The organism is Streptomyces alanosinicus (assembly GCF_014650595.1).
GTDB classification, from domain to species: Bacteria; Actinomycetota; Actinomycetes; order Streptomycetales; family Streptomycetaceae; genus Streptomyces; species Streptomyces alanosinicus.
The window spans coordinates 21,483-35,704 of record NZ_BMVG01000027.1 but is presented as its reverse complement, the minus strand read 5'-3'; the positions used below and the strand labels follow the sequence as shown (position 1 = coordinate 35,704).

Sequence of the window (14,222 nt, the reverse complement as noted above, 5' to 3'; positions counted from 1 at the left end):
CCCCGCCGCGGGACGCCGTGCTGCCGGTCACCGTCCCACCCGGCCCGAAGGCAGTGACCGCCGATGAAGACCCTCTGGAACCCACAGCACCCCAGCCCCATGCCGTACCACCGCTACCGCCCCTACCAGGACCGGGTGAACGTCCCCGCAGACGGCCGGAGTTGGCCCTCGGCCCGGATCGGGCACGCGCCCCTCTGGGTCCCCGTCGATCTGCGCGACGGCAACCAGGCGCTGGCCGAACCCATGGACACGCCCCGCAAGCGGCGCTTCTTCGATCTGCTGGTGCGCGTGGGCTTCAAGGAGATCGAGGTCGGCTACCCGTCCGCGAGCCGCACCGACTTCGACTTCGTACGGCACCTGGTGACCTGTGGGGCCGTGCCCGACGATGTCACTCCGGTCGTGTTCACCCCCGCCCGGGCCGATCTGATCGACCGGACCTTCGAGGCGGTCGAGGGGCTGCCGCGGGCCGTCGTGCATCTGTACATCGCGACCTCGCCGGTCTGGCGGGAGGTGGTGCTCGGGCGGAGCCGGGCCGAGGTGCGGCGGACGGTGCGGGAGGCGGCCGAGCGCATGGCGCGGCGGGCCGGGGACGCGCCCGGCATCCGGTTCCAGTTCTCGCCGGAGACCTTCAATCTGACCGAGCCCGACCTCGTCCTGGACCTGTGCGACGGGCTCACCGAATTGTGGGACGCGAGCCCGGACCGGCCGGTCACGCACAATCTCCCGGCGACCGTGGAGATCGCCACCCCGAACGTCTACGCCGACCAGGTCGAGTACCTGCACCGCAATCTCTCCCGCCGGGACTCGGTGATCCTCTCGGTGCACCCGCACAACGACCGCGGCACCGGTGTGGCCTGCGCCGAGCTGGCCGTGCTGGCCGGCGCTCAGCGCGTGGAGGGCTGCCTGTTCGGCAACGGCGAGCGCACCGGCAACGTCGACCTGGTGACCCTCGCCCTGAACCTGTTCGCCCAAGGGGTCGATCCCATGGTCGACTTCGGCGACCTGGACGCCGTACGGGAGACGGTCGAGCACTGCAACAGGCTGCCTGTGCATCCGCGCCACCCGTACGCCGGCGAGCTGGTGCACACGGCGTTCTCCGGCACCCACCAGGACGCGATCAGCAAGGGCCTCGCCCAACACGCCCGGCGCGCGGCCGAGTTGGGAGTGTCGCAGCGGCAGGCGCCATGGGAGGTGCCGTATCTGCCGATCGATCCCGCGGACGTGGGACGGTCGTACGAGGCGGTGATCCGCGTCAACTCCCAGTCGGGCAAGGGCGGGGTGGCGTATCTGCTGCGCACGCACCACGGTATCGACCTGCCGCCGCGCATGCGGCCCGGCTTCTCCCGGATCGTCCAGACGGCCACGGACGACAGCGGGCGCGAGGCGACACCCAAGGAGCTGTACGAGCTGTTCCGGGCGGCCTACCTCGCGGACGGGCCCGTACGACTGCACACCTGGTCCGTGCACGAACAGCCGCCCGGCGTGCACCGCTTCGTCTGCACGCTGGAGGCCGGCGACCGGGTCGGTGACTTCGAGGGCACGGGCGCGGGGCAGCTGACCGCGTTCGCCGACGCCCTGGCGGGTGCCGGATTCGCGGTGGACGTCCTGGACTTCTCGGAGGACGGGACGGCGGCCTTCGCCGAGTGCCGGGTCGACGGCGTCACGGCCTGGGGTGCGGGCACGGGTCCGTCGGCCGCCGTGCGCGCGGTGCTGTCCGCGGTGAACCGGGCGGCGGCCCGGTGAGCGAGGTGCTGCGGGCCGAGGGTGTCGATCTCGTCCGGGACGGGCGGCCCATCCTCCGGGAGGTGTCCCTGACGGTCCGGGCCGGTGAGCACTGGGCGCTGCTCGGCGCCAACGGCGCGGGCAAATCCAGTCTGCTGGGGCTGCTCGGGGCGGTGGCGCATCCGACGCGGGGCACGGTCGAGGTGCTCGGACGGCGGCTGGGCCGGGTCGATCTGCGGGAGCTGCGGGCGCTTGTCGGGCACGTCGACCCGCGCCATCCGCTGACCGCGCCGCTCACCGTACGGGAGGTGGTGCTCACCGGGGCCACCAACTCCGTGGCGCCGGTGCCGAGGTGGCGGCCGTCCCCGGAACATCGGGAGCGGGCGAAGGCGCTGATCGGGACGCTGGGGCTCGCGGCACTGCGGGAGGCCCGCTGGCCGACGCTCTCGCAGGGGCAGCGCGGCCGGACACTGATCGCGCGGGCCCTGATGCCCGAACCCCGGCTGCTGCTCCTGGACGAGCCCGCGACCGGCCTGGATCTTCCCGGCCGGGAACAGCTGATCGAGGCGCTGGACGGGCTGCGGGCGGAGCGTCCGCGGCTGGCGACCGTGCTCGTCACCCATCATCTGGAGGAGCTGCCGGCCGGTACCACCCACGCCGTGCTGCTGCGGGAGGGCCGGGTGATCGCGCAGGGGCGGGCCGCACAGGTCCTCACCGGCGACCGGGTCGGCATGTGTTTCGGCCTGCCGCTCGTCCTGGAGCGGCGCGAGGGCCGGTGGAGCGTGCGGATCCGGCGGGCATGACGAAGGGGCCCTCCCCGCGGAGGGCCCCTCTCGGCACGTCACTTGTTCAGGTACGCCCAGAACTCGTCGAACGACAGGACCTTGTCGCCGTTGAGGTCGCGCTGCCTGATGATGGACTCCGCCACCGCCTCGGTGACGTTCCAGTCGCCCTCCTGGGCCAGAGCGGACTTGAACTCGGCGGCCGTGATGAATCCGTCGCCGTTCGCGTCGATCCGGTCGAACTGCTTGCGTGCTTCCTCGATGTCCGCCACCGATCCGCCCCTTTTAGTCGTGTTTCTGCTGCCGTGCTGGCGTACTGACGCTGGTCAGATTAACGGCCCGGCCAGGCCTTCAGTGCCACGGCCGCCGGCTCACGGTGGCGGGCGGCCTCGTCACCGAGGCCGACGGCGCCGTACGACCGGGCGGTCGGTGTCCGTGCCGAGCGGTTCGGTCGGCACGGTGTCCGCCCCGGGTGAGCGCGGGGTCACTCCGCGGCCCCGGGCGGCGACGGCCGGCTCGACCAGCCGTCCGGAGAACGCCGGCCGAGGCGCGGGCCGGGGTGTCCGGGGTGCGGTCGGCCGCGTCGAACTCGATCATCCGGCGCAGCAGGGCCCGGGAGTCCGGGTTCCGGAGCAGCTCCGCCAGCTCCGCCCAGACGTCGGCCTGCTCCGGGGGCGGGTCGTCCGGCAACTGCACGCCGACGCGGTCCACGATCCGCTGCCGCTGCGCTGCGGGCAGCCGGGCCAGCTTGTTCAGCAGGGTCACCTCCTCGGCGTCCGAGCCTCGCCGGGCGACCGTCGACAGCACCGCGCGGGTCACCTTCAGCGCGCTGATCTGCGCGTCCAGGGCCGCGACATGGGGGGCCGCGACCTCGGCGACGGTGCGCTCCCCGGCCAGCACCTTGCGTACCTCGTCCAGGCCGAGCCCCAGCTCGCGCAGGGTGCGGATCAGCTCCAGACGGGCGACGGCGGCGGTGTCGTAGAGCCGGTAGCCGCCGGTGGAGCGGGCCACCGGGGTGAGGACGTCCTCGTCGGACCAGTAGCGGATGGTGCGCACGGTCAGTCCGGTGGCGCGGGCCAGCGCGCCGATGGTGAGCAGTCCGGTGCCGTCTTCGGTCATGTCTGCGAGTCTGCCCCTTCCAGCGGGTGGAGACTCAAGGAGCGGGCCCGGGCGGCCCGCTCCTTGAGGTGTCAGTGCCAGGGACGGTAGTACGGGTTGCTCACGCAGTCGCTGAGGATCTCGGTCTTGGTGGGCTTGTCGACCGGGCAGGCGCCGACGATGTACTGCCGGGCGATGCCGCCGGGAAAGGCGACCTCGACCTGGTCGGCCCATTTGTGGGTGTCGCCGATGGTCTTGTTGACGTCGATGCCGCCGGGCGCGTCGATGTAGTAGTTGTACTTCGACTTCCAGGTCTTGTAGAGGTCGTGGTCGTATGTCGTGGAGACGTACGGCGAGGGCTGGTTGACCAGGACGTACTTCTCGATGTCGTACTGGCCGTTGACCACGTCCCGCGGGAAGAAGCCCTGTTCGAAGATGGCCTCCGGCGCCCGGTTGTCATTGCGCCACAGGGTGCCGCAGGTGGTGCGCCAGGCGGGCTCCGGGGTGATCCGGCCGAGGTCCACGTTCCGGTCGGCGGCGGCCCGGAGCTTGTCCTCCAACGGGGGGCAGGACGGTGCGGCCTTGGCGGACGCCGCCGCGACACGGGTCGTGGGAGCGGTGGCGGCCGTCGTGGCGAGGACGGCGCCCAGGGACAGGACGGCGGCAACGAACTGCCGCCGCAGGCGAGTTGAGATCATGCCCAGCACGATCCCCACTCCGCTGCGGCGGCACGCGGACTGTCACCCGAACGGCGGCGTGTCCGGCTGGATTCGGTCCGTTCCGCGCTCGGTTCAGCGGAAGATGCCCGTGTGGCCGAGTGAGTAGCGGCCCGGCTGCGGATAGACCGCGAGACCGTGCGGGCCCCTGCCGACCTTGATGCGGGCCAGCTGCTTTCCGGTCTTCGTGTCGATGGCGTACACCTCGGAGTTGTAACGGCCGGACAGCCACAGGATCTTGCCGTCGGCGGAGACCCCGCCCATGTCGGGACTGCCGCCGTGGGGCAGATGCCACCTTTCGGTGAGCCGGTCCGCGGTGAAGTCGAAGACGGAGATGGTGCCCTCGCCCCGGTTGGAGATGTACATCTGGCGGGAGTCACGGCTGATGTAGAGGCCGTGGGCGCCCTTGCCCGTGGGCAGGAACCGGGGCGGGCCGAACCGGTCGCCGTCGAGGATCCACATGCCGTTGGCCACCATGTCGGCGATGTAGAACAGCTTGCCGTCCGGGGAGATCTTGACGTCCTGCGGCATCGCGCCGCGGAACGGCAGCTTCTGCTGGCCGACGACCGTCATCCGCGCGGTGTCGACCTTCAGGAGTTCGCCGCTGAACTCGCAGGAGACGATGAAGTAGCGGCCGTCCGGGGAGAAGTCGGCGTGGTTGACGCCGTAGCAGCGGACCGGGACGGCCTTGACGACCTTCATGCTGTGCGCGTCGCGGAAGACCAGCTGACGGTCCATGGAGGCCATGACGACGGCGTACTTGCCGTCGGGCGTGAAGTACAGGTTGTACGGGTCGTGCACGGCGACCGGCTTGCCGGCCTTGCCGGTGCTCGGGTCGATGGGGGTGAGGCTGTTGCCGAGGTCGTTGTTGACCCAGAGGGTCTTCAGATCCCAGGACGGCACGACGTGCTGGGGCTGGCGGCCGACCCGGAAGGTGTCGATGACCTTGTAGGTCTGCGGGTCGATGACGCTGACCGTGTCGGAGATGGTGTTGGGGACGTACACCCGGGACGGGAAGTCCCTGACGACCGGCGAGAGCCGGTTCGGGCGGTCGGCGGCGTAGAGGTCCTTGGGGTTGTCGACCGGCGGCATCCCGGGCAGCACGTTCACCCGCTGCGCGTCGACCCGCGGCCGCACCGGGGCCTTGCTGTCGAGGGCCTCGTTCTCGTGCCGCCGGGAGCCGGAACTGCACGCGGACAGCAGCGTCAGGGCGGTGAGGGCGGCGCCCGCGGCCAGCAGGCGGGCGGCTTTCGTGGTTCGCATCAGCTCAGCAGCTCCGTGGTGGTGACCGCGCGCAGTGCACGCCGGTCGAGTTCGTGGAGGAGATCGGGCAGCGCGGCGACCGTGTCCGGGTACCCGAAGTGCAGGCTCACCACCGATCCGCCGCGCACTTCGGCGAGGACCTTGCGGGTGACGGCGGCGGCGCCGGGCCGGGTGTAGTCGAGCGAGTCGACGTCGTACGACAGCACGTGCGGGTAGCCGACGGCGCGGGCGAGCCGGGCGACCAGCGGGGAGGCGGTCGGTGCGCGGGAGGGGCGGAACCAGGTGCCGATGGAGCCGGTGAGCCGCTTCAGCCGGTCCGCGCAGTCGGTGATCTCCTTGCGGGCGTCCGCCTCGGCCAGGGTGTTGACGGAGATGTGCCGCTGGGTGTGGTTGCCGAGGTCATGGCCGCCGTCGAGGATCCGGCGGGCGATGTCAGGATGTTCGTCCAGCCAGGTGCCGACGGCGAGCACGGTGAGGTGGGAGCCGTGTTTCTCCGCCGTGTCGAGCAGCTTGTGGGCGATGCCGGGGTCGCCCTGGCCGTGGAAGGTGAGGGCGACCTCGGGGCGGCTGCGCGGGCCGTGGGTGATCTGGGCGGGCTGCCCGGGATAGGCGCGCGGGGCGGGGGCCGTGCCGGCGCCGGACGCGGAGGCGCCGGCGGTGCGATGGCCGAAGGGAGAGGCGGAGGGGGGCGCGGAGTCCGCAGCGTGGGACGGGGCGGCCTGGCCCGCGCCGCAACCGGCGGCGAGCGCGCCGCCGGCGACGAGCCCGGCGCCCGCGCGCAGCACCTCGCGTCGGTTGGTGGTGGTCACCCGCACCATTTAAGGGGCGATAGGTAAGAAAACCACCGATTGCCCCGAAAGGGGGATGATTTCGGGTCGCGTCGGGCCAATGCGATAGCGCTCCGGGCGGCTTCCGCGCCCCTGCGACGCGCTCAGCGGTCGGCGACCCGCATCTCGAACCATGTCGTCTTGCCTCTCGGCAGCAGGTCGACGCCCCAGCGGTCCGACAGCTTGTCCACCAGGAAAAGGCCGCGGCCGCTGATGTCCATCTCCTGAACCGGCATCAGACAGGGCAGCCCGCGCGAGGGGTCACGGACCTCTACCCGGATCCAGCCGGGACGGCGGCGCATCCGCAGGCCGAAGACCCGGGCACCGGTGTGCCGTACGGCATTGCCGACGAGTTCGGACACGAGTAAGACCGCGTCCTCGGTGAGCTTGGGGGACAGCCGCCAGGTGCGCAGAACGACGACCTGGGCGAGGCGGCGCGCGGTGGCCGCGGACTCCGGGCGGGACGGCAGGGGTACCTCCGCCTCCGCCGGGTTGCCGAACAGTTCGAGCGCCTTGAGCGCCTGTTCGTCCTCGACCGCGGGCGACCAGCGAGCCGCGGCCGCACGGCTGTGTCCCCGCGGCTGTTCGATGCCCTCCAGCCCCGCCATGCCCCCATGATGGCGGCCCGGAGGCCTCTTGGGGGCCGTTCCGGAGGAATGCGCCCCCTGCACGCCCCTGTTCCACGCCGCGCGACCGGCATATGCCGACGTCATGTCACTGGCCGGTAGGGCCTGACTGACCTGCGAGGACGGCTCGCTTCCGGGCAATCGTCAGGCTCCCTCGACGGCACGGACTTCAGGGTGCCTTAAGGCTCCCATAAACCGCTCCATCGAGGGACGCCGATGCGACGAGGCGTCAATTGCCAGGAGTGCCACGAGAGTTACGGGGAGGTTCAGCCACCGGCGGTCAGAGGAACTTGGCCTTGCCCGGGCCCTCCTCCACGAAGCTGCGCATGCCGCGCTCGCGGTCCTCGGTGGCGAACAGGCCCGCGAACCAGCCGCGTTCGACGGTGAGGCCGGTGTCGATGTCGGTCTCCAGTCCGCTGTCGACCGACTCCTTCGCCGCCCGCAGGGCGATCGCCGGGCCCTGCGCGAGCTTCGCGGCCCAGGCGTGCGCCTGCTCGTAGACCTCGGCGGCCGGGACGACCCGGTCCACCAGGCCGATCGCGAGGGCCTCGTCGGCCTTGACCATACGGCCGGTGAAGATGAGGTCCTTGGCCTTGGAGGGGCCGATCAGCCGGGGCAGCCGCTGGGTGCCGCCGGCGCCCGGGATCAGGCCGAGCAGGATCTCGGGCTGGCCGAGCTTGGCGTTCTCGGCGGCGATGCGGTAGTCGGCGCACAGCGCCAGCTCGCAGCCGCCGCCGAGGGCGTAGCCGGTGATGGCGGCGACGACGGGCTTGGGGATACGGGCCACGGCCGTGAAGGAGTCCTGCAGAGCGCGCCCGCGCAGGACCATCGCGGGGTGGTCCATGTTCTGCATCTCCTTGATGTCCGCGCCCGCCGCGAACACCCGCTCGCCGCCGTAGATCACCACGGCGCGCACATCGTCACGGCGCGTGACCTCCTCGGCCAGCTCCTTCAGCCGGTCCTGGGTGGCGACGTCCAGCGCGTTCATCGGCGGCCGGTCCAGACGCAGGATTCCGACACCTTCGGCGACTTCGAGATTGACGGTCATGGAGGCAGGTTAACGGGGATTAACGGCGGCTGGTCCGGTGCGGTCGATCACATTCGGCCGGGGGTCCGGGGGTTGTCCCCCAGGCAGACACAGCACGGGGATTAACGGCGGCTGGTCCGGTGCGGTCGATCACATTCGGCCGGGGGTCCGGGGGTTGCCCCCAGGCAGACACAGCACGGGGATCAACGGCGGCTGGTCAGGTGCGAACGGGAACGGGCCCGGTGCCGTACCTCACAGCACCGGGCCCGTACGTCAGGGAAAGGTCACTTCGTCCAGTCCGCCCAGGACATGTTCCAGCCGTTGAGGCCGTTGTCCGGGGCCACCGTCTGGTCGTGGGCGTTCTTCACGATCACCACGTCGCCGAGGATCGAGTGGTCGAACATCCAGGCGGCCGGGGTGGACTTGTCGTAGCCGCCGCGTACGTCGCTCAGGCCGACGCAGCCGTGGCTGGCGTTGTAGTTGCCGAAGGCGTCGCCGCCCCAGTAGTTGCCGTGCAGGAAGGTGCCGGAGGTGGTCAGGCGCATGGCGTGCGGGACGTCCTTGATGTCGTACTCGCCGCCGTAGCCGACGGTCTCGCCGTTCATCCGGGTGACGCTGAGCCGCTCGCTGATGACCATCTGGCCGTTCCAGGTCTCGTAGCCGGGCTTGCCGGTGGTGACCGGGATGGTCTTGATGACCTTGCCGTCCTGGGTGACCTTCATCGTGTGCTTCTTGGCGTCCACGACGGAGACCTGGTTGCGGCCGATGGTGAAGGTGATGGTCTTGCGCTGCTTGCCGTAGACACCGGAGCGGCCCTCGACCCCGTCGAGGTCGAGGTCGACGGTGACCTTGGTGCCTTCCTTCCAGTACTTCTCCGGGCGGAAGTCCAGGCGGTCGTTGCCGAACCAGTGGCCCTCGACGTCGACGGCGGGCTTGGTCGTGATCTTGATGGCCTTCTCGACGGCCTTCGGGTCGGTGATGCCCCGCGTGAAGTTGACGGAGAACGGCATGCCGACCCCGACGGTGGAGCCGTCCTCGGGGGTGAAGTCGCCGAGGAAGGTGTTCTTCGGGGTCAGGGTCGTGAAGGTGGAGTCCTCGGCGGCCGCGCGGCCGTCGGAGTCCTTGGCGACCGCGTGGACCGTGTACTTGGTGGCGGCGGCCAGATGGGCCGACGGCGTCCAGGACGCGCCGCCGCCGGATATGGATCCGTCGACCGTCGCGCCCTTGGCGTCCTTGACGGTGACTTCGGTCAGCTTGCCCTTGGCGACGTCCACCTTCAGCGCGCCGCTGGTGTCGACGCCGGTGGCACCGGACTTGGGCACGATGGTGACGGCGGCGGTGGACTGCCGTTCGGCCTGCTGAGTGCCGCCGCCGTCCTTGCCCTTGCCGTCGTCCGAACTCTTGCCGCCGCCCCCGCCGCACGCGGCAAGGGACAGCACCAGGGTGCCGGCCATGAGTGCCAGTCCCTTACGACCTCGCCGCCCCGCCGCCGACGCCCCCGATACAGGCCGTACGTTCAACTCGTTCTCCCCTCGCCGGGCCTGGTCAGACCCGCTCCCACCACACTGGTGCGCGCATATTAACTGTCTGGTTCTGGGCGAGGTGTCAGGTGAATGTCACCGTTCCGTCGCAACTTGCGCCGGGCCCGCCCGCCCCGGACCCCGCCCCTGGGACGTCTACCCGTCCCGGGCCGAAAGCGTGCCGGTATGCGGGGACTTGGTCACGCGGCCGCGCTGCCCGCCGTCACTGCGCCGCGCTGCCCGCCGTCACTGCGCCCCGGTGTCCGCCGTCCACCGCGCCCAGGTCATGTTCCAGCCGCCGAGTCCGTTGTCGGGGGCGACGGTCTTCTCGTGGCTGTGGACGACCTCGATGACGTCACCGATGAGGCTGCGGTCGAAGAACCAGCCCGCGGGGGTGTCCGAGCCGCCGCCCCTGACGTCCCTGAGGCCCACACAGCCGTGGCTGACGTTGACGCGCCCGGGGGCGTCCGGCGACCAGTAGTTGCCGTGCAGGAAGGTGCCGGAGTCGGTGAGCTTCATGGCGTGCGGGACGTCGGGGATGTCGTACTCGCCGCCGAAGCCGACCGTGTGGCTGTTCATGCGGGTGACGTCGAGCATGTCCATCACCACCATCCTGCCGTTGTACGTGGGGTTCTGCGGGGCGCCCGCGGTGATCGGCACGGTGGCGAGCAGCCGGCCGTCCCGGCGTACCTGCATGGTGTGCCGGGCCGCGTCCACCAGGGAGACCTGGCTGCGGCCGACGGTGAAGGAGAAGGTCTTGTCCTGGAGGCCGTAGACACCGGGCGCCCCCTGGACGTCCCGCAGGTTCAGGTCGACGGTGACCTCGGTGCCGGGTTTCCAGTACTGCTCGGGGCGGAAGTCCAGCCGGTTCCCGCCGAACCAGTGCGGGCGGATCTCGACCGGGGGCTGCGCGCTGACCCGGACGGCGCGGGCGACGGCGGCGCGGTCGGTGATCTCCCGGTTGAAGGCCAGCGAGACGATCATGCCGGTGCCGACGACGGCGCGGTTCTCGGGGGTGACGTAGCCGACGAACCGCTCGCCGGGGACGAGTGTGGTGAAGGTGGTGTGCCGGGCCGAGCGGCGGCCGTCCGGGGCGAGCGCCACCGCGTCGACGGTGTACCGGGCGGCGAGCGCCAGCCGGTCCTCGTCCGGCCGCCAGGTCAGCCCGTCGGCGCTGATCCGCCCGTGCACCGTGGTGTCCTGGGCGTCCTGCGACCGGACGACGGCCACCTTCTCCAGGCGCCCTCGGGACACCCGGACCCGTAGCCTCTGACCTGGGCGGACGGCCTTGGCGGCGTCGACGGGGGTCACCTGGACGTAGTCCTCGGGTGCCGGGGGTGTGCCCGGTGCTCCGGCCAGGCCGAGCGGGCCGGAACCGACGGCGGAGCAGCCCGCGAGCAGGCCCGCCCATGTCATGACCGCGGCCAGCACGGCTCCCGCGCGCCGTGCGCGTCCTTGTACGTGCCTCACGCCGGGCTCAACGACCGGGCCCGCTCCGGGGAAACGTGAGTGCGACGCACGCACTGGGCAGAACAGTGGGAAGGACGACATGCTGGGGAGCCGCCGCGCCCGCGCCGAAGGGGGGCGCCTTCTGGATCGGCCGGCCGTAAGGGACGAGTACGGCCGCCGCCGGTCGGGAAGGCACCCCCTCCTGCCGGGGCGCAGCCGTACCGGGTGGCCGGGGGGTGCCGTGGGGCACACCCGGCCCTTCGGCACGGCCGACTGCGCCGCTCCGGGGCGAGCCACTGAAAGAGGGGCCGACAGGTGACGAGCGCAGCCGAGCAGCGGGCACCGGCCGGGGAGCCGGCCGCCGGGACCGGGCAGCAGCCGGCCGTGGTGAACGGCGCCCGGCGCGCCGCGGTGCCGGTCCCGGTCGTGTGGCCGGGCGCGCCGACCCCGCTCGGGGCCCGGTTCCGGGTCGGTCCGGACGGGGTCGCGGGCACCAACTTCGCGCTGTGGGCGGCCGGTGCGGAGGCGGTCCGGGTGTGTCTGTTCGACGAGCGGGGCCGGGAGACACAGCTCGCGCTGACCGAGCTGACGCACGAGATCTGGCACGGCTTCGTGCCGGGCGTGATGCCGGGGCAGCGGTACGGCTATCGGGTGGACGGCCGCTGGGACCCGTGGACCGGCGCCCGCTGGAACCCGGCCAAGCTGCTGCTGGACCCGTACGCGCGGGCGGTGGACGGCGCCGCGGGCAACGACTTCTGCCGGCTGCCGCCCGAGGTGTACGGGCATGTCCGGGACTGGCCCGAGCAGTCGGTCGCCGACACCGTGCGCGACGACCGGGACTCGGCGCCGTACGTCCCGAAGGGCGTCGTCGTCCACGATGACGACGACTGGTCCGACGACCGGCGGCCGAAGACGCCGTGGGCGGACTCGGTGATCTACGAGCTGCATGTGCGCGGCTTCACCCGGCTGCACCCCGGCATCCCCGAGGAGCTGCGCGGCACCTACGCCGGTCTGGCGCATCCGGCGGCGATCGAGCACCTGGTGCGGTTGGGCGTGACGGCCGTCGAACTGCTCCCCGTCCACCAGTTCGCGCACGAGGACCATCTCCTGCGCCGTGGCCTGCGCAACTACTGGGGCTACAACTCCATCGGCTACTTCGCCCCGCACGCCGCCTACGCGGCCTCCGGTACGACGGGACAGCAGGTCGGCGAGTTCAAGCGGATGGTGCGCGCACTGCACGCGGCCGACATCGAGGTGATCCTCGACGTGGTCTACAACCACACGGCGGAAGCGGGCGAGTTGGGCCCGACGCTGTCCCTGAAGGGCATCGACAACCGCGGCTACTACCGGCTCCAGGACGACGCCCGCCGGTACGCCGACTACACCGGCTGCGGCAACACCCTGCACGTCGTCCAGCCCCAGGTGCTGCGGCTGATCACCGACTCGCTGCGCTACTGGGTGACGGAGATGGGCGTCGACGGCTTCCGCTTCGACCTCGCGGCGGCGCTGGCCCGCTCGATGCACGACGTCGACATGCTCTCCCCCTTCCTGGCCGTCATCGCCCAGGACCCGGTCCTGCGGCGCGTCAAGCTGATCGCCGAGCCCTGGGACATCGGCTCCGGCGGCTACCAGGTGGGCGCCTTCCCGCCGCTGTGGACGGAGTGGAACGACCGCTACCGCAACACGGTCCGCGACTTCTGGCGGCATGCTCTGCCCGACGTCCGCGAGATGGGCTACCGGCTGTCCGGGTCCAGCGACCTGTACGCCTGGGGCGGCCGGCGGCCGTACGCCTCGGTCAACTTCGTCACCGCGCACGACGGTCTCACCCTGCGCGACCTGGTGTCGTACGAGCACAAGCACAACGAGGCCAACGGCGAGGACAACCGCGACGGCACCGACGACAACCGCTCCTGGAACTGCGGGGCGGAGGGCGAGACGGACGAGGAGGCAGTACGGTCGCTGCGCCGCCGCCAGCTGCGGAACCTGCTGACGACCCTGCTGCTGTCCACCGGTGTGCCGATGCTGGTGGCCGGCGACGAACTGGGCCGCACCCAGCGCGGCAACAACAACGCCTACTGCCAGGACAACGAGGTCAGCTGGGTGGACTGGTCGCTGCTGGACGACCCGGCCTGGCGCCCGCTGTTCGAGCTGACCTGCCGGCTGATCGCACTGCGCCACCGGCACCCGGTGCTGCACCGCCGCGCCTTCTTCTCCGGCCGCGCGCACTCGGCGGACGGACTGCGCGACCTGGCCTGGTTCACGGCGCGGGGCACGGAGATGACCGAGGCCGACTGGTACGCCCCGGCGGCCATGCTCGGCATGTATCTCTCCGGGCGGGACATCCCGGGCCGTGACGAGCGGGGTGCGCCGGTCGAGGACGACAGCTTTCTCGCCGTACTGCACGCGGGCGACGCCCCGACGACCTTCGCCCTGCCGGGTCCGCCGTGGGCCGAACGGTACGAGGTGGTCGTGGACACCTCCCGCGAGGACCAGGCCGAGGCGCCGGGCACGGTGCACGCGGCGGGAACGGAGCTGACGGTTCCGCAGCGGGCGGTGCTGTTGCTGCGGGTGGCCCCTGTGTGACGGCTGAGCGTGACGCGGATCACGCTCGCCGGGTGCAGCGCCGGCGGGGGTCCAGGGCCTTTCTCCTGGTGTAGACAGCCGGCGAGGACAGGGACCGTGAGGATGGAGCAGGCTCGGGCCGGTGAGTACGACGCGTTCGTGGCGGCCCGCTGGTCGGTGTTGTTCCATCTGGCCCGTCTGCTCACCGGAGGGGATCGGCACCGGGCCGAGGACCTGTTGCAGGAGTCCTTGGTCAAGCTGTGGTTCGTCTGGCCGAAGGTGGCCGACGAGGCACCCGAGGCGTACGTCCGCACGGTGCTGGCGCGGGCGGCGGCCCGTTCGGCCCGTCGGCGCTGGTGGGGCGAGCGGCCCGTGGAGGAGCTGCCCGAGGTGGCGGCGGCCGGCGATCTGTCGGCGGCCGTGGCCGAGCGCTCCCGGCTGGAGGCGGCGCTGGCCCTCCTGAGCCCGCAGCAGCGGGCCGCGGTCGTCCTGCGCTACTACCAGGACCTGCCCGACCGTCAGGTCGCGGAGATTCTGGGCTGCCCGGTGGGCACCGCCCGGTCCCATGCCGCGCGCGGGGTGGCCCGCCTGCGCCGGCTGCTGGCCGACGTCATCGAGCCGGTGGGGTGA

General features: G+C 71.7%; 12 protein-coding genes and 1 pseudogene. 4 read left to right on the top strand and 9 right to left on the bottom strand.

Annotation, left to right across the window (positions count from 1 at the left end; genetic code table 11):
* Positions 1-63: 63 nt before the first annotated feature.
* Both IE277_RS34265 and IE277_RS34260 read left to right on the top strand, forming a co-directional pair.
* Positions 64-1,743 carry a 2-isopropylmalate synthase gene (locus IE277_RS34265; protein ID WP_189957636.1) on the top strand — a complete coding sequence of 560 codons (1,680 nt, stop codon included), beginning with the start codon at positions 64-66 and terminating at the stop codon, positions 1,741-1,743.
* Positions 1,740-2,525 (top strand): ABC transporter ATP-binding protein, encoded by a 786-nt coding sequence (locus IE277_RS34260; RefSeq protein WP_189957635.1) that lies wholly within the window; start codon positions 1,740-1,742, stop codon positions 2,523-2,525. The genes IE277_RS34265 and IE277_RS34260 overlap by 4 nt, the downstream gene beginning before the upstream one ends.
* A gap of 38 nt (positions 2,526-2,563) precedes the next feature.
* Here IE277_RS34260 and IE277_RS34255 read toward each other — a convergent pair whose 3' ends face one another.
* From IE277_RS34255 to IE277_RS34215, 9 genes and pseudogenes are all read right to left on the bottom strand, one after another.
* On the bottom strand, positions 2,564-2,776 hold the full coding sequence (locus IE277_RS34255) for an EF-hand domain-containing protein (protein WP_189957634.1): 213 nt from the start codon (positions 2,774-2,776) through the stop codon (positions 2,564-2,566).
* A gap of 132 nt (positions 2,777-2,908) precedes the next feature.
* Positions 2,909-3,623: pseudogene (locus IE277_RS34250) on the bottom strand (helix-turn-helix domain-containing protein); the annotation flags it as partial.
* Positions 3,624-3,694: 71 nt separating this feature from the next.
* Complete coding sequence (locus tag IE277_RS34245; RefSeq protein WP_189957632.1) at positions 3,695-4,300, bottom strand: ADP-ribosyltransferase; 606 nt, start codon at positions 4,298-4,300, stop codon at positions 3,695-3,697.
* Between the two features lie 93 nt (positions 4,301-4,393).
* Positions 4,394-5,581: a YVTN family beta-propeller repeat protein gene (locus IE277_RS34240; protein WP_189957631.1), complete on the bottom strand. Its 1,188-nt coding sequence runs from the start codon at positions 5,579-5,581 to the stop codon at positions 4,394-4,396.
* Positions 5,581-6,399: a polysaccharide deacetylase family protein gene (locus tag IE277_RS34235; RefSeq protein ID WP_189957630.1), complete on the bottom strand. Its 819-nt coding sequence runs from the start codon at positions 6,397-6,399 to the stop codon at positions 5,581-5,583. The genes IE277_RS34240 and IE277_RS34235 overlap by 1 nt, the downstream gene beginning before the upstream one ends.
* 113 nt (positions 6,400-6,512) lie before the next feature.
* Complete coding sequence (locus IE277_RS34230; protein WP_189957629.1) at positions 6,513-7,016, bottom strand: ATP-binding protein; 504 nt, start codon at positions 7,014-7,016, stop codon at positions 6,513-6,515.
* Between the two features lie 298 nt (positions 7,017-7,314).
* The gene (locus IE277_RS34225; protein WP_189957628.1) at positions 7,315-8,082 is read right to left on the bottom strand and encodes an enoyl-CoA hydratase/isomerase family protein; all 768 of its coding nucleotides are present in this window, start codon (positions 8,080-8,082) and stop codon (positions 7,315-7,317) included.
* 263 nt (positions 8,083-8,345) lie between these two features.
* Positions 8,346-9,581, bottom strand: coding sequence for a L,D-transpeptidase (locus tag IE277_RS34220; protein WP_373310952.1), 1,236 nt, complete (start codon positions 9,579-9,581; stop codon positions 8,346-8,348).
* Positions 9,582-9,827: 246 nt separating this feature from the next.
* Positions 9,828-11,051, bottom strand: a complete 1,224-nt coding sequence (locus IE277_RS34215) for a L,D-transpeptidase (protein ID WP_229882167.1) — start codon at positions 11,049-11,051, stop codon at positions 9,828-9,830.
* Between the two features lie 294 nt (positions 11,052-11,345).
* Between IE277_RS34215 and glgX the strand changes: the two genes are divergently transcribed.
* Positions 11,346-13,613 (top strand): glycogen debranching protein GlgX, encoded by a 2,268-nt coding sequence (glgX, locus tag IE277_RS34210; protein WP_189957625.1) that lies wholly within the window; start codon positions 11,346-11,348, stop codon positions 13,611-13,613.
* A gap of 102 nt (positions 13,614-13,715) precedes the next feature.
* Positions 13,716-14,222 (top strand): SigE family RNA polymerase sigma factor, encoded by a 507-nt coding sequence (locus IE277_RS34205; RefSeq protein WP_189957624.1) that lies wholly within the window; start codon positions 13,716-13,718, stop codon positions 14,220-14,222.